Genomic DNA, 20,885 nt, shown 5'->3' on the forward strand with positions numbered 1-20,885 from the left:
TGAATTGGGGACTGGGGACTAGGATAGCCAGGAATTTAAATTCATAACTCCTCACTTTCGACTCCTAAGTTTTCCTAATCCCCAATCCCCAATCCCCAATCCCCAATTCCCATCTTATGGATTTGAAGTCTCTCGTTCGTGACATCCCAGATTTTCCCAAGCCCGGAATTTTATTTCGGGATATTACTACGCTCCTGCGCGATCCAGAAGGACTGCGCTATACTATTGACTTTTTAACACAAAAATGTAGTCAAGCTGAAATTACCGTAGATTATGTCATCGGTATAGAGTCGAGAGGATTCATTTTTGGCTCACCTCTGGCTTATAAACTAGGAGCTGGTTTTATTCCCGTTCGCAAAAAAGGTAAGTTACCAGCAGCAGTTCACTCAATTGAGTATGAACTAGAGTATGGTACAGACTGCCTAGAAGTCCATCAAGACGGTTTACACCAAGATAGCCGAATTTTAATTGTGGACGATTTGATTGCCACTGGTGGTACTGCAAGTGCAACAGCAAAGTTAGTGCAGAAAATTGGCTGCGAATTAGTGGGGTTTGGGTTTATTATCGAGCTACGGGATTTAGAAGGACGTAAACATCTACCGGATGTGCCAATTATCTCCCTAATTGAATATTAGTCATTAGTCATTGCTCATTAGTCATTAGCAAATGAAAAAGGACAAACAAAAAACAAATGACATCCACGAGAATTTCTTTGGAAACAAGTTGGGATTGGCTAATCAGGCTAGTTACAAGCGAAACTTTTGTTTATGTGGTCAAGCGGCTATTGCAAGCACTGCTGACTTTGTTTTTAGCATCAGCGTTGTCGTTTTTTATTATTCAACTTGCTCCCGGTGATTATGTAGATACACTACGGCAAAACCCGAAAATATCTGGAGACAGAATTAAGGAAATCACACAGCAGTTTGGCTTGGATAAGTCTTGGCCAGAGCAATTTAGACTATGGCTGTGGCGAATCTTGACAAAGGGGGATTTTGGGACGAGTTTTCCTTATCAACGCTCAGTAGTATCACTATTGTGGGAAAGAGTTCCAGCGACTTTGCTATTAGCGATCGCGTCTTTAATTGCCACATGGGCGATCGCTATTCCTTTAGGTATACTTGCTGCTGTCCAGCAAAATAAGCTAACTGACCGGATTTTACAAGTAGTTAGCTATGCTGGACAAGGGTTTCCCAGTTTCATCACCTCCCTAGCGCTGCTAGTTTTAGCCCAAATCACTTCACCATTTTTCCCAGTGGGTAGTATGACTGGCATAAATAACTCGGAACTGACTTGGTTTGGCAAAATCCTTGATATTGGCTGGCACATGATTTTACCCACCATCGCACTATCAATTACTAGTTTTGCTGGTTTACAACGCATCACTCGCGGCGAATTACTCGATGTTCTCCGTCAAGATTACATTCAAACAGCCCGCGCCAAAGGATTACCAGAAAACCGCGTCATCTACGTTCACGCTCTCCGCAATGCTATAAATCCCTTAATTACCTTATTGGGTTTTGAATTAGCTGGTTTATTAAACGGTGCATTCATCGCCGAATTTTACTTCAACTGGCCTGGTTTAGGCAGATTAACCTTACAAGCTTTACAATCTCAAGATTTATATTTATTAATGGCAAGCTTAGTAATGGGCGCCGTCCTATTAATAATTGGTAATTTAATCGCCGACTTAATGCTTAAAGCAGCCGATCCACGCATTCGTTTAGAAAATCTCAATTAGTCATTAGTCATTAGTCATTAGGTATGGGGAATAGGTAAAGAATTTAATTTTTAATCTTCTGCCCCTCCGCTCCTTTGCCCCTCCACCCCTCATCTCCATGCTGTCCGAAGTCTATTACTTGGTGCGCTCAAAAACTGATGGTAATTATCTCATAGCCCGCCCTGACGCCGAAACATCAGGTTATTTATTGCTATTCCAGGAAAACTTTGATGCCCTTAGCTATCTCAACACTCACGCAGGAGACCTAGCAAATCGCTTTGCTGTGGAATCTATTGCGCGTACACAGTTGGGAAGCTTGCTCAAACGTTGGGGTTTTAGTGGTGTGGGTATTGTAACTGACCCCTTATTGCCCAAAATCGAGTTTTTACAACATAATTAAAAATCAGTTTTGCATCCTTCTTTTGGCGCTCTTCTCTGCGCCTCTGCCTGAGACAATTTCTTAACTAAATAAAGGTGCGATGGCGCAACTAAAATTAGGCAATATAGGTGAACTCAATTCATCACCATTGAACAACGTAGCAACTAACTTTAAACTCCCGTGTTCGCGTCGATATACTTCCACTTGTTGCTTACGCCAATCGACAATCCAATATTCTCTAACACCTCTTGCTGAGTAAAGCTTTAGTTTAAGTTCCCTATCCCGTTTTTCGTTCTCACTCCCAGCAGATAGCACCTCTATCACTAGTTCCGGCGCACCAGTCAAATGCCCCGCTTCATCTAAAAGTAGGGGCAATCTCTCATTGCTAGCCCAGACGACATCAGGAATCACATTATCATTATCGCCAAAAATGATTCCTGGAGCAGGTACTACCTGTCCCAATGAAGTAGCTTGTGACCAAGTATCCAACGGAGTAATAATTCTGACACAAGTTTTTTGATGATTCCAGTGAGGCGCTCTGGTCACAAACAACTCTCCGTCAATAATCTCATAGCGGTTTCCGTTATCTGGAAACAATTCTAAGTCGGCGGTAGTCCAGCGCACTCTCTCAGATGTCGGCTGGTTCATAAATTACTTTTGTTAAGGTATTTACCTATTTTAAACCCGGTGAGCAATGGGCATTGGGCATGGGGTGTTAGGAGTGCTGAGTTAGGAGTTAAGAGTTAGGAGTTTTGTTTATCTCCTTGTCTCCCTTGTCCCCTTGTCTCCCCACTCCCCACTCCCCACTCCCTACACGACTACCTTTTCTTTTTCTAAGATCAACTTAGAACGCTTCACCTGTTCAGGAATCGCCACGGGATAATCTCCAGTGAAGCAAGCAGAACAAAAACTATTGGTGTCTTCTTGTGTCGCATCTAGCATTCCCTTCCAACTGAGATAAGCCAGGCTATCTACTTCCAACTGTTTAGCAATTTCTTCTACTGATTTAGTTGCTGCAATTAACTGATCTTGAGAATCAGTATCGATGCCATAGAAGCAAGGGTGAGTCACTGGTGGAGAAGAAATTCGCATATGTACTTCTACTGCACCTGCATCACGCAAAGTTTTAACTAGTTTCCGACTGGTAGTACCCCGCACAATTGAGTCGTCTACGATAATCACTCTTTTTCCAACCAGTACATCTTTGAGGGGGTTAAGTTTCATACGAAGACCGGCTTCACGCATGGTTTGAGTTGGTTGAATAAAGGTTCGCCCGACGTAACGATTTTTAATCAGCCCTTCCATGTAGGCAACACCAGAAGCTTGAGAAAATCCAATGGCCGCAGGTATACCTGAATCAGGAACACCAAAAACAATATCGGCATCTACAGCAGATTCTTTAGCTAGTTGTCGCCCTAACCGCAGTCGATAGCTATACAAACTCTCGTTGTGCATAACGCTATCAGGACGGGCAAAGTAAATCATTTCAAAGATACACAATTTCCGCTGGGGTTGTTGACTCCAGTGATAGGAAGCCATACCTTCTTCAGTAATCCAAACCAATTCACCTGGTTCTACGTCCCGCAGGTATTCGGCTCCAATAATGTCTAAACCACAAGTTTCTGAAGCCAAAACGTAACGGACTGGATTCCCAGCCAAAGTCCCAATTACCAGAGGGCGAATGCCATTGGTGTCGCGGACACCCATAACGCCATTAGGAGTGCCAATAACTAAACTAAAGGCTCCTTGACAGCGATGAAAGGCCTGAATCGCACCTTCTAGCCAATCTGCACCAGCGTTGACTGCTTCTGCGATCGCAAACGCAATCATTTCTGAGTCTGTTGTTGTGACTAAGTTGCATTTATTCTCCAGCAACTCTTGCCGTAATTGGACTGTATTGACTAAATTACCATTATGTGCAAGAGCTAATGAACCTAACCGAGTTTCAATGACAGCGGGTTGGGCGTTAACTTTACGGCTAGAACCTGTAGTGGAATAACGAGTGTGACCAACAGCAAGGCTACCTGGTAACTGTTCTAAGATGGATTCATTAAAGACTTGAGATACTAAGCCCATATCTTTGTGGAGGTGGACTTTTGTACCCTCAAAGGTAGCAATACCAGCTGATTCTTGACCCCGATGCTGGAGGGCATACAATCCAAAGTAGCTTAGTTTCGCAACGTTTTCTCCTGGTGCGTAGATGCCAAAAACACCGCAAGCTTCTTCTGGCTTGTCGGGATGATTTTCATAACTATTCATTGGGTTGTTTGTCTGGTTGGGGTATTCATCCGAAGTGACAGAATCAATGGAAATCATGCTAGCTTTGCTCCTGGTGGGGGGTCGAGTCACTGGGATTATGCAGATAGATAGTCACAGAACTCTTAATAAATCTTTAACCATCCATTAAAACAGTACCGTAGTTATGCTCAGAGAGGTTAATAGTTCTGAGCAATAAGTGCTGGGTTCTGAGTGAAGTCTAAATACTCAGGATTTAGCAGACGCTAGACGCCCCGCTACCGCTAACAGGCTCATTATTCAGAAGTCTTGGTATGGATGGCGAGACGTCGGGCGATCGCCTGGGAATAGCGATCATTCATTTCTTCAATATTAACTTTTATTAAGGTTTGGTTGTCAGTGGTTAAAATACCCAAACCTGTCTCGAAATTACCGACTATACCCAGTTTTTGCCAGTATTGACCAAGATGTTCCAGTAAGTAAGATTCCCAAATTTCTTGTTGTTGTGGTGGTATAGAAACTAAAATTCTGGCACCACCTTCGGCAAAAAGTAGCTCATCTAGGCGTTGTGAATGGGTTATTGGTATTTCTAAATTGATTTGGGCACCAAGGTTGCTAGCAATGCAACATTCTGCTATTGCGATCGCTATTCCCCCCTCAGCAGAATCGTGAGCTGAACGCACCCAACCATTACGAATTCCGTCACGGCAAACTTTCTGTACCCGACGTTCCAAGTCAAAATCTACCCGTGGCGGTTTTCCGGCAACAGTACTGTGGATGGTGGCTAAATATTCAGATGCACCCAGACTGAGTTCGGATGTTAAGGGTAATCCGAGAAGATAAATCACATCGCCTGTTGTTTGCCAACCTTGACCACAAATTTTGCTTAAATCAGGAATCAAACCTACCATCCCGACAACAGGCGTGGGATAGATTGGTTGAGGAATACCTTGGGAATCCAGGGTTTCGTTGTACAAAGAAACGTTTCCGCCTGTAACTGGTGTCGCCAGTTCTCGACAACCTTCCGCTAAACCGCGACAAGCTTCGGCTAATTGCCAGTAACCAATAGGTTTTTCTGGAGAGCCAAAATTTAGGTTATCTGTCACCGCTAGAGGTTCTGCACCCACACAACTAAGATTGCGTGCCGCTTCTGCCACTACTGCCTTAGCTCCCTCATAGGGATCGAGATAAACGTAACGAGAATTGCAATCAACTGTAGCCGCAACAGCACTTTTGGCATTGGGAATTTCCTTGTCTCCTTGTCCCCCTTGTCCCCCTTGTCCCCCTTGTCCTCCTTGTCCCCCTTGTCCCCCTTGTCCCCTTGTCCCCTTGTCCCCTTCCAGTGGACGCAAACGGATAACGGCGGCATCTGCACCACCTGGTAAAATCACTGTATTGTTTTGTACTTGATGGTCGTACTGACGATATACCCAGTTTTTAGAAGCGATCGTTGGCGTATCGAGCAAAGTTAAGAGAATATTATTCCAACTTTGTACGCTTCCTTGAAGTTCTATTCCAGCAGTTGTGCAATTAGGCAAGGAGTCAGCAGTCCATTCCCAAGCTTGACGGGCATATTCTGGTGGTTCCGCCAATAACTCCCGATGATAAAGCGGCGTATTCTCAGCCAAAGCCTCAGCAGGAATTTCTGCTGCTACCTTACCCTCAAAGAAAATCCGCACAATAGGTTCAGCAATCACTGTACCGGCGACAACGGCTTGAAGTCCCCAGCGATGGAAAATGTCGATTAACTCCTGTTCGCGACCCTTGTGGGCAACAAACAGCATTCGTTCTTGAGATTCTGAAAGCAAGTATTCATAAGGAACCATCTCTAGCTCCCGCACGGGAATTTTATCTAAATCCAGTTCAATTCCTACAGCACCTTTTGCCGCCATCTCTGAGGTAGAACAGGTGATTCCGGCTGCTCCCATATCCTGTGCGGCGACAACAGCACCTGTTTTAAAAGCCTCCAAACAAGCTTCAATTAACGACTTTTCCAAAAATGGATCGCCTACTTGGACAGCAGGGCGATCGTCCATTGACTTATCGCTCAATTCTGCACTAGCAAAACTTGCACCTCCCATACCATCGCGCCCGGTGGTAGAACCAACATACAACACAGGGTTACCTAAACCAGATGCTCCAGATTTAACAATTTCTGGCGTTTCCATCAACCCCAGCGCCATCACATTCACTAGGGGATTACCAGAGTAAGCAGAATCAAAGTAAACTTCGCCACCAACTGTAGGTACCCCAACGCAGTTGCCATAATGGGAAATTCCGGCGACTACGCCTTGGAACAGCCTTTGAGTTTTGGCATCTTCTAGGGAACCAAAGCGCAACGAGTTTAAGAGTGCAATGGGACGCGCACCCATTGTAAAAATATCCCTGAGAATACCTCCTACTCCCGTTGCCGCTCCCTGAAACGGTTCAACTGCTGAGGGGTGGTTATGGGATTCAATCTTAAAGGCTAGTTGCAGTCCCTCACCCAAATCTACAACACCAGCATTTTCACCAGGTCCTACGAGGATGCGTGTCCCTTCCGTAGGAAACTGTTTGAGCAAAGGTCGAGAATTTTTGTAACAGCAATGCTCTGACCACATTACCCCAAACATACCCAGTTCAGCTTTGTTGGGATGACGCCCTAAGCGACGGACAATTTCTGCGTATTCTTCTGGCTTTATACCTTCAGCAGCAATTTCTTGGGGGGAAAAGGGAGTAGGAGATGTGGCGGTCATGGAAATAATGCAGCAATTGTACAGAGCATTATTCTATCGATTTACTTGCCCTGTAGGTGCAGTTCTAAAATGGTTCATCGCTAAATGCTAAAGATGAACTGAATAAATAAATTTACTTAAAAAATATTTGTAATACATCCAAAGATAGATTGTATTAAATCTTAAAATACTGGTAATTGTACTGATAGTAATAAAGTAATAAAATTTTCTTTACTTGTAAAGTGCATAGGTGATTTCCAGACTATGTAAATGGCTATCAGCCTGTCATACAAGCCATTAGTTGAAGGCAGAAAAAATTCATAGAATGCGATGCCTGCGGCGGGCTACGCCTACGCATCTGCTAAACGTCGGTTTAAAACCCTGGAATCCGATTAATTCGTTGGAATTTCATTCTGCTTAATCGACTTCTACAACAGCATATTCAATCACCGAATGGCTATTGGAGCTACAATTCCGGGAATTTTTTGAAAGACTACTCATCCAAATGAGTAAATCGACCTTACTAACCTAATTGAGAGGATTTTAATCGTGCCTAGACTTACCTTTCCACCCAATTTCATCGGCACTCCTGGTTCCGACAGTTTAATCGGGGAACAATTAAATGCATCTCCAGCAATAGGTATCGATATTTTAACTGGCGGTTTCATTTGTACGCGATCGGGTAATGACACCATTGAGGGCACTGGTACTGGCGGCAACGGTCTCAGCAGCAATATTCCTGACGAAGGCAAAGTTGGGATCGGTATCAGCAACAGTGGCAATCTGAATACTGGGAACGGAAATGACACGATCGCCGCCAACGGTACTGGTGGCACTGGCAGTAACAGCAATTTTACTGACGGTGGCAACGGCGGAACTGGGACAGGTATCAGCAACGGTAGAAATATTAATGCAGGGAACGGAAATGACACGATCGCTGGCACTGGCACTGGTGGCAACGGTGGCAATGGCAACTTTATCACCGGCGGCGGGGGCGACGGTGGATCTGGAATCGGCATCAGCAACAGTGGCACTCTAAATACAGGGAACGGAAATGACACGATCGCTGGCACTGGCACTGGTGGCAACGGCGGCAAAAACCCTATCTACTTCGCCACCGGTAGCATAGGTGGTGCTGGAACCGGCATCAGCAACAGTGGCACTCTAAATACAGGGGACGGAAACGATACGATCGTCGGTAAAGGTACTGGCGGCATACCTTTTCCTTTAAGCGGCAACCAGGGCGGTGAGGGCGGATTTGGGGCAGGTATCAGCAACAGTGGCGAACTGGATGCTGGAGACGGAGAAGATAGTATTACAGGCATCGGTATCGGTCGCATCGGCGGCGATGGCGTCTTCGGTGGCAACGGCGGTGCTGGGACTGGTATTGCTAACAGTGGCACTCTAAATACAGGAGACGGAAAAGATACGATCGCTGGTACTGGTAGTGGTGGCAACGGCGGCGGCGGCGACGGCGGCCTCGGCGGCGGCAACGGCGGTGCTGGAACCGGCATTGCTAACAGTAGCGAACTGTACACTAGGGATGGAAAAGACACAATTATCGGCACTGGCAGTGGCGGCAATGGCGATTTCGGCTCCGGTGGCCCCGGCGAGGGTGGTACTGGAATCGGTATTGTTAACAATGGCAGTCTGAATGCAGGGAATGGGCAGGACACGCTCATCGGCAATGGTACTGGCGGCGTTGGCGGCACCGGCGTTTTCGACGGCAGCCTCGGCGGTGCTGGAACCGGTATTGTTAACAGTGGCAGTCTGGATACAGGTGAAGGAAAAGACACCATCAACGGCACTGGTATCGGCGGCGTCGGCGGCAATACTGACTTCGTACCCAGTCCCGGCGGCATTGGTGGAACTGGGATTGGCATCAGCAATAGTGGTGAACTAAATACTGGAGACGGAGAAGACGCGATCGCTGGCACTAGTACTGGCGGCAACGGCGGTAACAACAATAACGACGACATTAATGATACTGGGGGCATCGGCGGCGTTGGCGGAACTGCGATCGGCATCAGCAACAGCGGGGAACTGGATACCGGAGACGGGGAAGACGCGATCGCTGGCACTGGTACTGGCGGCAACGGAGGCAATGGCACTAACGCCGACGGAGGCAACGGCGGAACTGGGACTGGCATTGCTAACAACCGTGGCGCTCTCAATACAGGGCGTGGAAAAGACACAATTATCGGCACTGGTACTGGCGGCAACGGCGGCAGTGGTCTCGACGGCGGTAACGGCGGGGATGGCATAGGCATCGCTAACAGCGGCAATCTGAATGCAGGGGACGGAAACGATACGATCGCAGCCACTGGCACTGGCGGCAACGGCAGCGTCGGTTCTTCCGCTGACGGCGACGCTGGTGCTGGAATCGGCATCCAGAACACTAAAGACGGCATCATCACTACAGGGTTAGGTAAGGACACGATTACCGGCTCTGGGAACAGTTCTGGAACAAAGTCCACCGCCTATGGCATCTTGAACGATGGAGTTATTGATACTGGGAATGGTTCTGATAAGCTTACTGGACAAGCTACAGCAGCAATTGGTGGCACTGCATACGGCATCTATGGACAAGGAATCATCAAGACTGGCAATGGCAATGACGAAATTATCGCCACCAGTATCCTAGATGGAGTTCAACAGAAAGTTACTATTGGTGGCGGCATCAATATTGCTCTCGGCACAGGAAATGACTACTTCAAAGGCTTTGGCGCTGGAACTGTTGATGGCGGGGACGGTTTTGACACCCTCGATCTGAGAGCTTTTAATCGCTCTGAACTCATCGTATCTGGTGTTACTTCTGGCAATACTCTTAACCCCGCCAACATCAGTTTCAACAACAATGGAAACTCCATTAGCTTATCTACCACTGGCTTTGAGAAATTTATTTTTGCAGATAGCTCTTTCTGCTACAGTACTTTGGCAAGTTGTGCATGAGTTTGTTAATTCGTCAATCTCATGTTTTTGCCGCTACTTGACTAACGAGTATTGTTGGATCTAAATCTGAAAAATGATCTACCAGCGTACATACTCTTAGGCACAAACTTGCATAGATTTACTGTAATTCAGTGATTACTTGGGCATATGCAGTTTACCTGTAACAATCAAGTGACGAGAATCACACTTATACATGATTAGGATCGTCACCCTGCGATCGCCATGTAGGCATAATTAGGGATAACTGAACTCTAGCCGAGTCATTAATAGGGAACACACTAATTACCGATAGCCTTAATATAAGGACTGTCGGTTTTTTGTTTGTATAATACCTAATACCCAATACCCAATGCCCATATCCATAAAATTTCCCCACAACTGGTTGGTAACTTGACAGAGATTTAGCCATAGCCACTACCAAATGTGGGGAAGATACGATCAAATTGGGGATCTTATGCCTGTTGAGTGGTAAAGTATCATACTCATTTTAGTAGACTGGAAGTATACTCCCAGAACTACCACATGCTTTGTATTAAGACATCGCTTGAATGATGTAATCAAAGTATGGTGCAGCTTCAGGAGCATCTTCGGCGCTCAATAATGCAAGGGATGCTGTTTTGAGTGAATTGATTGCTTCTACCATTCCAGGGACGGGAACGCCCAATGAATTGTACATTTCCCGAACACCAATCAAACCAATTTTTTCAATTGGCTCTTTGTCGCCAGCAAGTACACCATAAGTAATTAGGCGTAAGTACCAGCCAAAATCACGGATACATAGAGACCGTTGGCGTTCCCCGTAAGCATTACCACCAGGGGAGATAAAGTCAGGACGCTTTTGCCAAAGTTGCTTGGTTGCTTCCTGAACTATCTTTTTTTCGTTTTCAGCTAAAGTAGCAGCAATCCGTGTCCGTTGTACACCGGTTTGCAAAAAGTCTTTGATATTTTTCAGTTCGCCACTGCTGGGATAACGCAGTTCGTCGTCGGCTTTGAGAATAACTTGGCTAATTACAGTCATGATGATTGAAATCACCTGAAATATTATTTGCTAGTTTAGCGAGTTGGAGGTACACAAGTGAAGGGATCGGAGCTACTTATGTATTGAATTTACACGTTTGGGTAGAGGAGAGGCGCAGGGGCAGAGGGACAAAGGGGTAGAGGGGCAGGGAGAAAATGACAAATGACAAATGACAAATGACAAAAATAATTTGGCAACAAGGTGAATTAATTGAAGTGACGATCGCCGATCTGACTGATACAGGCGATGGTGTGGGACGCAGTAATGAACGTGTAGTGTTTGTCCCTGATACTGTACCAGGCGATCGTGCCATTGTCCGCTTAATACACGTTAAACCCAAATACGCCCACGCTAAGCTCCAGCAGCTATTGCAACCATCCCTCTATCGTATTCGCCCTGGCTGTATTGTGGCGGATAAGTGTGGTGGTTGCCAGTGGCAGCATATTAGTTATGATTACCAACTAGCAGCCAAGCAAAATCAAGTTATCCAAGCAATGGAACGCATTGGCGGTTTTATTCAGCCACCAGTAGATCCCGTACTTGCCGCCCCTTCTGCTTTCGGCTACCGTAATAAATCTACATATCCTCTAGGCACATCGGCAACAGGACAGGTACAAGCTGGTTACTATCAAAAAAGTAGTCACCAATTAATTAACTTAAATCAATGTCCAGTCCAAGATGCGCGATTAAATCCTTTACTTGCCGAAGTTAAGCAGGATATTCAACAGCAAGGTTGGCAAATTTACGACGAAGAGCGCCACCTTGGAAAAATTCGTCATCTCGGTTTACGCATTGGCCGACACACAGGCGAAATGCTGCTGACTTTGGTGGTGAAGGACTGGAATTTATCAGGAATTGAAACCCAAGCCACAGCATGGTTAAAGCGCTATCCCCAGCTAGTGGGAGTATGCCTCAATCGCAATGGCGATCGCACAAATGCTATCTTTGGATCGGAAACCCGTTGCATCGCTGGAGTACCCCACCTGCGTGAAAAATTTGCTGGACTGGAATTTCAAGTGCGCCCAGATACATTTTTCCAAGTGTATACAGAAACAGCAGAGGCACTATTGCAGGTCATTCAATCAGAACTCAATCTTCAAGGGCATGAGTTCCTAGTTGATGCCTACTGTGGTATTGGGACTTTAACTTTGCCCCTTGCTAAACAAGTACGTATTGCTAGAGGTTTAGAAGTGCAACCAGCAGCCGTGGAACAAGCTATTTTGAACGCCCACCGCAACGGAATTGATAATGTGACATTCCAAGTGGGGGCAGTAGAGAAATTGCTTCCCAAAATGGGCACAATACCAGAAGTAGTAATACTCGATCCTCCACGTAAAGGGTGCGATCGCGCTGTCATAGAGACTTTACGGCAATTGAAACCATCTCGGATTGTTTACGTCAGCTGTAAAGTAGCCACCCTTGCCCGCGACCTGAAATTACTCTGCGAAGATGGGCAATATAATATCACACGGGTACAACCGGCTGATTTTTTTCCCCAAACTGCTCATGTGGAAGCTGCTGCCTTTCTTGTGCTATCACATTTGGATAAAGATGCTGACTCCTTTAAAAAAAGTGAAATTTCAAATTTGTAGTCTAGTGCATACTAACAATGCTAAAATCGAATTAAGCTAAAAATAGAAATTCATTTTTTTTAAAGAAATTCAAGTTGTATCGGCTCTTAAAAGCATGAATGGGATTGTGTAAACTGCAAATCGCCAATCGATTTAGAGTATGGCAATACTCCATAAAACTCATAGCATCTTTCTAAAGTTGCTAAACATTATCAAGTTTATTTTGGCATTTATATATCCGAGCAATCCCAACTCATTTATAGAACCAATGCTCCCCAGCATTTTCAATATTTAGTTTTAAAGACGCAAGTTTGAAGGCAGCATGACCACCTCAATTTTTATCAGGGTGCCTGTGACACCAAACTGATGTCTAGCTAACTGAAAGCTATGGGGTTTCTCTTGTGATTACTATCTCCCTCCGTCCAGTTGGACGTTATTGGGGCACTATTAGTTTTGCCTCAACTCTCTATCTTTGTCCAATACTAGATTTATTGCTGGCAGAAATTCCAGCAAAATTACAATCGGAACTGCGTTTAGGACTTCAAGAAGCCCTAGTAAACGCAGCCAAACATGGCAATAATCTCGATCCGAGTAAAAGAGTTGTAGTCCGTTTTTCCTTAATAGATAATCAATATTGGTGGATCATCTCAGACCAGGGTAGTGGCTTTACTCCCTCATCTCTGAGTGATGAAGAACCAACAGACTATTTACCACCAGATGAAGCAGAAAGTGGCCGTGGTCTATGCCTTCTCCATCAAATTTTCGATCAGGTACAGTGGAACCGCAAAGGCACAGAATTGAGACTATGTAAACAAATGCAAACTCGCTGGGGACTATCTCTGCGACGTTGACAAGAAGACACGCTGAGGCTAAAGAATGGGAGACGCGGAGAATATATTCAGGAAACTCCCCGCGTCCTCTTCATTTCTTGTCACCATGACTTGGACAGGGAGGCGCAGAAATAGAGCGATCTAACCAACCAACTGCTTGTTGTAATCTAACTTGAGCTTCTTCTGGCTGATTTTTTAAAAGATATACAATTGCTGCTGCTAGTTGTTCATTAGCGCGGGAATTGCGGTTAGACTTGAGGCGATGCCATTCGTCAGGAGAGATGCTCAGCCTTTCCATGAGGACTTGAGCTATTTCCAAAGTGCTAAGGTCATTGAGTTGACTAGTTTGGGGCAGCTGGGTAAATTGAGACATAAATCAAGTCCTTTGTCTTTTGTCCTTTGTCCTCTGTCCTTCGTCCTTTGAGAAATTACCAATGACTAATGACTTATGACAATTGGTTCACATTCAATCTTAGTTTACTACTTGTAAATGAAGTCGCCTAATCAATCACAACCGCCAGGAGAAAATCCGGAACCAGATTTTGAACAAGAATTAGAGGAAGTAGAGCGATCGCTCTTATCCTTAAAAGAACGTTACGATCAAGTGCAACGGGATCGCCAACAACAGGCACAATGGCAACAGCGCCGCGATCAACTAAAGCATAATAAATCTCAGACACCAGAAATCAAAGCAGAGTTGCGGCAAATTCAACGACAGTTGGAAATGCTAGAACTAAACTTAGAAAGTCAGTTATTTTCTTGGCGTAGCCTCAAAAAACCTTTCTGGCAAGTCGTCCGCTTTGGTGGAATGGGCGTTATCATAGGCTGGATATTAAAGTCTTATGCTGGGTAAATATGGTAAATCGACGGATTGCAGAAATATTGCGAAGTGGTCAACCTGATGAGTCTCTCCTAGTGCAAGGCTGGGTGCGGACGAAGCGTGAATCCAAAGGGTTTGCTTTTATTGAAGTCAATGACGGCTCATCACTAGCTAATTTGCAAGTCGTCATTAATCAGGATTTGCCAGATTATGAAGCTATATTAAAAAAATTGAATACAGGTGCGGCTTTAGAAGTCACAGGAGTACTGGTAGCTTCTCTGGGTAAGGGACAGCGCATTGAGTTGAAATCAGAATCAGTGAAAGTCCACGGAGAAGCTGATCCCGATACATATCCGCTGCAAAAGAAACGTCATTCCTTTGAGTTTCTGCGAACCATTGGACATTTGCGATCGCGTACCAATTCCTTTGGTGCAGTTTTCCGCGTCAGAAATGCTTGTTCGACAGCAATTCACCAATTTTTCCACGAAAGAGGCTTTTTGTGGGTACACACACCCATCATCACTGCTAGCGATTGCGAAGGCGCAGGTGAACTGTTTAGCGTTACCAGTTTAGATTTAAAGAATATTCCCCGCACAGAAAACCAAGCAGTAGATTACAGCCAAGACTTTTTTGCTAAACCCACATATTTAACAGTTAGCGGCCAGTTGGAAGCGGAAGTGATGGCGATGGCGTTTTCTAACGTCTACACATTCGGCCCTACCTTCCGTGCAGAAAATTCTAATACTTCTCGCCACCTAGCAGAATTTTGGATGGTTGAGCCAGAAATGGCTTTTTGTGACTTAGAAGGCGATATGGATTTGGCTGAAGCGTTTCTCAAACACATTTTTAAATATGTGTTGGAAACTTGCCCAGAAGATATGGAATTTTTCAATGAACGCATTGATAAATCTGTGTTGTCAACAGCCGAAAATATTGTTAACAATCAGTTTGAACGGTTAACTTATACAGAAGCCATCAAACTTTTAGAAAAAGCTGATGTTAAATTTGAATATCCTGTGAGTTGGGGTTTAGATTTACAATCGGAACACGAACGCTACCTAGCTGAACAACAGTTTAAAAAGCCAGTAATTGTTACAGATTATCCAGCGCAAATCAAAGCTTTTTATATGCGCTTGAACGACGATGAAAAAACTGTTAGGGCAATGGACATTCTCGCACCCAAAATAGGCGAAATTGTCGGCGGTTCCCAGCGCGAAGAGCGCTTGGAAGTATTAGAACGCCGTGTATTAGCGCAAGGATTAAACCCAGAAGACTTGTGGTGGTATCTGGATTTGCGTCGTTATGGTACTGTTCCACATGCTGGTTTTGGGTTGGGTTTTGAACGACTCGTGCAATTTATGACTGGTATGGGAAATATTCGTGATGTGATTCCCTTTCCCCGTACACCACAAAGTGCTGAGTTTTAGTTTGATAATACGGTTCGATTAAGCCAAGAGACGCGATAAATCTTTTGTCTTGACGAAGGATTGATTATTGTAGAGACGCCGATTTATCGCGTCTTTGTGATTTAGAATTTTAATCAAAAAGCCCTAACCGAACCGTATTGCGTCTGTGCTGACTCATAAAAACTCCAAAACCTGCATTCGCGGGTTTTGCTTGTATAGGCACGTATTTTCTAAAGCGATTAATTAAAATTAAGAATTTTGAATCTCCTGTTGTAAAACTTGAACTTGCTCAATAGATAATTCAGTAACTTGAGCAATTTGTTCTAAACTCATACCAATTCGCAACAAATTTAAAGCCAATTTTCTTGTTGTTTCTGCTTTGCCTTTGGCTTCACCTTTGGCTTCGCCTTCTTCTAGGATTTCTTGATAAATGACTGATTCGCGCATAATCTCACTCCTGAAAATCTTCTTAATTACATCCTTCTTTAATACCAGACCTGCTAGAATGCCACTGGCAGCAGCTATATTTCTTTGTAGCTGGCGATGCCTGCGGCGGGCTACGCCTACGCTAATTGCTTCAACTGCTTTGGCTACTTGGGTTAATACTATGGATAGTTTGTCTGACTTAGCACGGCAAAGGGTAATAATCCTGGAATACTCAAAAACCTTTCTGTCGGCTGTTCCCACAGGCGTATTACCTCAAACTGATGGTAAGTGTTGTTTAATCTAAAACTGTTTTCCCTTACTAATTCTGAACTTGTCTTTCTCAAATAGATTACTATTTGACGCATTTCTTTGTTAGGAAAGCGGCGATAAACCCTAACCCGATAATCTAACATCCGAAAGGGAATATCTTCATCAGGGTCGGTTTGAAATTCGGTATGTAGAACTAAATCATCAGATTGCAATAAGATTAATGAATCGGCGCGAATTAGTTCGCTTGATAATTCAGTCGGGCTAAGTTCTGTTAATTTAATCGGTGAACCTAGCAACCAAGTTGCCAAGTCATCTTTGAAGTTTTCGGCAATGAATTTACAGATGTTGTCATACATGGCAGCTTGAAAAAATGGGTATCATGTATTGCTGATAAAAATTAAATTTGTTAGTGTTGGGTTTCCTTGCATAGCCTACAAGGAATACCAAAACTAGCACTGGAGATGTAAATTAGTGTTAATGCTACTTCTCAATATTGGGAATGAGCGATATGCCATAGAAAGCCGACAGGTTGTAGAAGTAATACCACTTGTTATGCTCAAAACTTTGCCCCACCAGCCTGAGTATATCACTGGTGTTTTTAATTATCGGGGACGCATTATACCAGTAATCGATTTATGTCAGTTGATGCGTGGTAAACCCTCCAGTGAGTACCTGAGTACTAGGATTATACTAGTCAACTATTGGGGAAGTAATAATACAGAACTTAAGGCTCCCTATATTTTGGGTTTGATGACAGAACAAGTTGTAGAAACGTTACATAAATCTGAGTCTAAATTTGCTGATTCCAATATCCAGATAGATACAGCGCCATATTTGGGCAAGATGATTGTAGACGATCGAGGGATGATTCAGTGTCTTCGCATTGAGTACTTATTGTCAGAAGCACAGCAAATCAATCTCTTGCCAGAAAGTCATCACAATACTAGATTTTAGATTGGTCTGAAGACTGAATAATGGCACAATCTGTTATTGAAGCTTTACTAAAAAGCAAGATTGGTTTAGATGCAAATTCAATTGGTGCTGATGCGATCGCAAGTGTGATTTATCAACGCATGGCAGATTGCGGTATAACGGATATTGCTAACTACTTGGGAAAGTTACAGGCATCTAGCCAAGAATGGGAAGCACTGATTGACAGCGTAATTGTTCCAGAAACTTGGTTTTTTCGAGAACCAGATTCCTTCGCATTTCTGAAGCATTACGTATTATCTGAGTGGTTGCCAAGAAATCCACAGGGTATATTACGGGTTTTGAGTGTACCGTGTGCAACCGGTGAAGAACCATATTCCATTGCGATCGCTCTTTTGGAAGCAGGATTGAACCCTGCAAACATTCACATTGATGCTGTTGATATTAGCAACAAGTGCCTGGTAAAAGCGCAACGAGCAATCTACCATCAATATTCATTTCGTAGCAATAGCCGATCCTTTCAAGAAGGCTATTTTCAGCCAAGTGAGGCAGGATATCAACTATGCGAAAAGGTAAAATGTATGGTGAATTTTCTGCACGGTAACTTAGTAGACAATGATTTTCTGCTAGGTACGCCGTCCTATGATATTGTCTTTTGCCGTAATCTGCTGATTTACTTTGATAGTGCCACCAAGGTACATACTATTAGAATTCTAGAAAGGTTGGTAAACCCGCAAGGTTTGCTATTTGTTGGACATGCTGAAGCTTGGTTACTATTTAAAACTGAATTTGTTTCAGTTCGTCAAGATTCAATAGTTGCTCATCGAAAGTGCCCAACGTGCGAAAATGTTCGCAAAAATCATCATCCAAATCCCCAGAAACAAGACTTTACAAGCAAAAATATAGATGTTATCAACAAGCGACAGTTACCGAACAAAAACCATTCCAAGTTTGCCGCACAAGGGAGATTGAATCTTCCTCCTCAAGACCCCATATTACCAAAAGACCTGAAGGAAAATTTGTTAGAAACAGCCAGAAACTTTGCCAATCAAGGTCAGTTGAATGAGGCGGCTAAATTATGCAACGACTATCTGAACCAAAATCAAGTCAGTATTGAAGCGTATCTTCTACTTGGTCAGGTACAGCAAGCAATGGCACAAAATGAGCAAGCGGAACAATCTTTTCAAAAAGCAATCTACCTGCAACCTACTCACGAAGAAGCACTTATTCATTTGGCATTACTCAGAGAACATCAAGGAAATACTGATAGCGCAAATATCCTTTGGCAACGAATTCACCGATTAAAGAAACGTGAGTTCGATGGAACCTAACCCCAACCCCTTCCCTACAAGGGAAGGGGCAAAAAATCCTAACTTTGATACGAAAGAATAGGCTTTTTAAGCCTCTAAGAGCGTCGGGGAGAGGAATGGAAGTGGGGTTCTTAGAAATCTGTCGAACTCACGTTAAAGAAGAAGTGAAATCAGGATAGTGCTTCATAATTAATTTGTTTCAAAATTGAATATGCAAACTGTTAGTCTCATTCATCATTTGGGAACTCTAGGAATTGCAAGTGTTTCAAAAGAATTTTAACATCATGTTCAAAAATCTTTACAACAAATGAATCAGTCATAAAGGCATATATCTATATGAGCCTACCCATATAACCCAATCCGGTTCAGTTAAGGGTTACTGGCAACAATTTTGGGTTTTAGAGACGCGATAAATCGCCGTCTCTACAAGTGTTTTGGACTTATCTCAACTGTATTGCCATATAACCTTCATCTGCCTCTGGCAAAATTTACTTTTGCAAAAAATCTAATTGGCGAATTGGTTAAAAATATGGTTCTCAAAATAGATGTGGTTTAGTATAGCGTGGTGGAAATAACTATCCAATTTAAAAAGCTGGTTTCTGCATTTTCCCTAATACACCTATTTGGAAAAAGTCAACCCTCAAAAATATATGCAACAAGGAATTAGAATTAATCAATTTGTCATAGGTGGATTTGGAATCATTGTTATCTTAACAGGTATTGCTAGTTTTGTGGCTAAATCAGCAAACGATTCTCTAGCTAATTCTGCTACTTTAGTAACGCATAGCTATTCAATTAAATTAGATTTAAAAGAAATTGAAAAACTTTTAGTTGATGCTGAAACTGGACAAAGAGGATTTGTTATTACAAAAAAACAAGAATATTTAGATCCTTATGAAATTGCTAGAAATAACCTGAAGGATAAATTTAAATATTTAAGAGAAAAGATTTCAGACAATGAAAAGCAAGTCCAGAGTTTAGATAAATTTGAGGAATTATCCCAAGAAAAGATGAGCGAGTTAGAAACAACGATTGCTCTCAAAAAAGCTGGTAAAGAACAAGAATTACTAGCTCTGATTCTTTCAGATAAAGGTAAAAATATTATGGATGCAATCAGACAAAATCTTAGTGAGATGCTGCAAACAGAAGAGCAACTTTTAGAAGATAGGCAAAAGCAAGCAAGTCAATTTCAGGCATTTGCAAATTCCGTTAATTTCGCTACTTTCTTCTGTATTATGATTGTTGCATTCATTGTGTCACTGGTTATTGTCCGCATTCTCAGTCTTTCCTTGAGTCGCTCTTTGCAGTCAGCATTTAGTCTAGCAGAGCAGGTTTCTGCCGGTGATTTGACAACCCAGGTTGAAGTTACCTCAGATGATGAAATTGGCAAGTTAATGGCTGCACTGAAAAACATGATTTCTAAGCTAAATACCCTCGTGCGTCAGGTGCAAAATTCAGGTATTCAGGTAACTACTTCGGCTACTCAAATTGCCGCTTCTGGTAAACAATTAGAAGCGACAATTTCCGAACAAGTAGCTTCTACGAATCAGGTAACTGCTACTGCTAAAGAAATCGCTGCAACTTCCAGGGAACTGGTAAATACTATGGAACAAGTTGCGACTACCTCACAAATCACTACGACGGCTGCTAGCACTAGCCAAAAGGATTTGGTTCGTATGGAAGCCACTATGCAGCAATTGGTAGAAGCCACCAATGCCATTGCTGCTCGACTGGGAGTAATTAGCGAAAAGGCGAATAACATTAACAACATTGTTGTCACAATTACGAAAGTGGCAGATCAGACAAATCTACTGTCGTTAAATGCTGCTATTGAAGCTGAGAAAGCTGGAGAATATGGTTTGGGTTTTGCGGTTGTTGCTAGAGAAATCCGCCGACTGGCAGATCAAACTGCTGTTGCTACTCTCGACATTGAACAGATGGTAAAACAGATGCAATCGTCAGTCTCTACAGGTGTGATGGAGATGGACAAATTTGCTGCTGAAGTTGGACGAAGTGTAGAAGATGTTGCCAGCATTAGTTCTCAAGTTGGGCAAATTATCCAACAAGTGCAAGACATGGCCCCTCACTTTGAGTCTGTGAACCAAGGTATGGAAACCCAGTCAGTGGGAGCGCAACAAATTAGTGAGGCGATGGTGCAGTTGAGTAGTACTTCAGTGCAAACAGCCGATTCACTACGGGAAATTAATAGTGCGATCGCTCAACTCAATCAAGTTGCTCAAGGATTACGTCAGGAAATTGCCCGCTTCCAGGTGAAGGCAGAATATTCCACTTCTGTCTAAGTAGACT

The 20,885-nt window shown here is 43.5% G+C and carries 17 protein-coding genes and 1 pseudogene; 11 read left to right on the forward strand and 7 right to left on the reverse strand.

All coding sequences use genetic code 11. From position 1 onward, the window contains the following. Nucleotides 1-116: 116 nt before the first annotated feature. The 3 genes from ACFG4S_RS22475 (at nt 117) to ACFG4S_RS22485 (ending at nt 2,117) form a co-directional block, all read left to right on the forward strand. On the forward strand, nt 117-635 hold the full coding sequence (locus tag ACFG4S_RS22475; protein WP_392531210.1) for an adenine phosphoribosyltransferase: 519 nt from the start codon (nt 117-119) through the stop codon (nt 633-635). Between the two features lie 56 nt (nt 636-691). Next, the gene (locus tag ACFG4S_RS22480) at nt 692-1,738 is read left to right on the forward strand and encodes an ABC transporter permease (RefSeq protein ID WP_392531211.1); all 1,047 of its coding nucleotides are present in this window, start codon (nt 692-694) and stop codon (nt 1,736-1,738) included. A gap of 97 nt (nt 1,739-1,835) precedes the next feature. Further along, nucleotides 1,836-2,117, forward strand: coding sequence for a hypothetical protein (locus ACFG4S_RS22485; protein WP_392531212.1), 282 nt, complete (start codon nt 1,836-1,838; stop codon nt 2,115-2,117). A 60-nt stretch (nt 2,118-2,177) separates the two neighbouring features. Here the strand turns inward: ACFG4S_RS22485 and ACFG4S_RS22490 are convergent, their stop codons facing one another. The 3 genes from ACFG4S_RS22490 to purL form a co-directional block, all read right to left on the reverse strand. Beyond that, entirely contained in the window at nt 2,178-2,744 is a 567-nt protein-coding gene (locus ACFG4S_RS22490) for a Uma2 family endonuclease (protein WP_392531213.1), read from the reverse strand. Nucleotides 2,745-2,906: 162 nt separating this feature from the next. Then, nucleotides 2,907-4,412: an amidophosphoribosyltransferase gene (gene purF / locus ACFG4S_RS22495; RefSeq protein WP_392531214.1), complete on the reverse strand. Its 1,506-nt coding sequence runs from the start codon at nt 4,410-4,412 to the stop codon at nt 2,907-2,909. 215 nt (nt 4,413-4,627) lie between these two features. After that, nucleotides 4,628-7,066: a phosphoribosylformylglycinamidine synthase subunit PurL gene (gene purL, locus ACFG4S_RS22500; protein WP_392531215.1), complete on the reverse strand. Its 2,439-nt coding sequence runs from the start codon at nt 7,064-7,066 to the stop codon at nt 4,628-4,630. A 528-nt stretch (nt 7,067-7,594) separates the two neighbouring features. Here purL and ACFG4S_RS22505 point away from each other — a divergent pair. After that, nucleotides 7,595-9,997, forward strand: coding sequence for a beta strand repeat-containing protein (locus tag ACFG4S_RS22505; RefSeq protein ID WP_392531216.1), 2,403 nt, complete (start codon nt 7,595-7,597; stop codon nt 9,995-9,997). 187 nt (nt 9,998-10,184) lie between these two features. Here the strand turns inward: ACFG4S_RS22505 and ACFG4S_RS22510 are convergent, their stop codons facing one another. Together ACFG4S_RS22510 and ACFG4S_RS22515 are read right to left on the reverse strand one after the other, a co-directional pair. Further along, on the reverse strand, nt 10,185-10,406 hold the full coding sequence (locus ACFG4S_RS22510; RefSeq protein ID WP_392531217.1) for a hypothetical protein: 222 nt from the start codon (nt 10,404-10,406) through the stop codon (nt 10,185-10,187). A gap of 123 nt (nt 10,407-10,529) precedes the next feature. Further along, complete coding sequence (locus ACFG4S_RS22515; protein ID WP_392531218.1) at nt 10,530-11,015, reverse strand: allophycocyanin; 486 nt, start codon at nt 11,013-11,015, stop codon at nt 10,530-10,532. A 176-nt stretch (nt 11,016-11,191) separates the two neighbouring features. Here ACFG4S_RS22515 and rlmD point away from each other — a divergent pair, with 176 nt between their 5' ends. After that, nucleotides 11,192-12,607, forward strand: coding sequence for a 23S rRNA (uracil(1939)-C(5))-methyltransferase RlmD (rlmD, locus tag ACFG4S_RS22520; RefSeq protein WP_392531219.1), 1,416 nt, complete (start codon nt 11,192-11,194; stop codon nt 12,605-12,607). Nucleotides 12,608-12,987: 380 nt separating this feature from the next. Then, complete coding sequence (locus tag ACFG4S_RS22525) at nt 12,988-13,437, forward strand: ATP-binding protein (RefSeq protein WP_392531220.1); 450 nt, start codon at nt 12,988-12,990, stop codon at nt 13,435-13,437. A gap of 70 nt (nt 13,438-13,507) precedes the next feature. Here the strand turns inward: ACFG4S_RS22525 and ACFG4S_RS22530 are convergent, their stop codons facing one another. Further along, entirely contained in the window at nt 13,508-13,789 is a 282-nt protein-coding gene (locus tag ACFG4S_RS22530; RefSeq protein ID WP_392531221.1) for a DUF6439 family protein, read from the reverse strand. 117 nt (nt 13,790-13,906) lie between these two features. On the opposite strand from ACFG4S_RS22530, the gene ACFG4S_RS22535 reads away from it, so the two are divergent. Both ACFG4S_RS22535 and asnS read left to right on the forward strand, forming a co-directional pair. Continuing rightward, nucleotides 13,907-14,269: a hypothetical protein gene (locus tag ACFG4S_RS22535; RefSeq protein WP_392531222.1), complete on the forward strand. Its 363-nt coding sequence runs from the start codon at nt 13,907-13,909 to the stop codon at nt 14,267-14,269. A gap of 2 nt (nt 14,270-14,271) precedes the next feature. Then, nucleotides 14,272-15,663 (forward strand): asparagine--tRNA ligase, encoded by a 1,392-nt coding sequence (asnS, locus tag ACFG4S_RS22540; protein ID WP_392531223.1) that lies wholly within the window; start codon nt 14,272-14,274, stop codon nt 15,661-15,663. A 228-nt stretch (nt 15,664-15,891) separates the two neighbouring features. Here the strand turns inward: asnS and ACFG4S_RS22545 are convergent. After that, nucleotides 15,892-16,694: pseudogene (locus tag ACFG4S_RS22545) on the reverse strand (Rpn family recombination-promoting nuclease/putative transposase). 121 nt (nt 16,695-16,815) lie between these two features. Between ACFG4S_RS22545 and ACFG4S_RS22550 the strand changes: the two are divergent. From ACFG4S_RS22550 to ACFG4S_RS22560, 3 genes are all read left to right on the forward strand, one after another. Then, the gene (locus tag ACFG4S_RS22550) at nt 16,816-17,292 is read left to right on the forward strand and encodes a chemotaxis protein CheW (protein WP_392531224.1); all 477 of its coding nucleotides are present in this window, start codon (nt 16,816-16,818) and stop codon (nt 17,290-17,292) included. 20 nt (nt 17,293-17,312) lie between these two features. Continuing rightward, entirely contained in the window at nt 17,313-18,599 is a 1,287-nt protein-coding gene (locus tag ACFG4S_RS22555; protein ID WP_392531225.1) for a CheR family methyltransferase, read from the forward strand. Between the two features lie 629 nt (nt 18,600-19,228). Then, on the forward strand, nt 19,229-20,878 hold the full coding sequence (locus ACFG4S_RS22560; protein WP_392531226.1) for a methyl-accepting chemotaxis protein: 1,650 nt from the start codon (nt 19,229-19,231) through the stop codon (nt 20,876-20,878). Nucleotides 20,879-20,885 lie beyond the last annotated feature (7 nt).

Source organism: Nostoc sp. C117, from assembly GCF_043099735.1.
Classification (GTDB): domain Bacteria; phylum Cyanobacteriota; class Cyanobacteriia; order Cyanobacteriales; family Nostocaceae; genus Nostoc.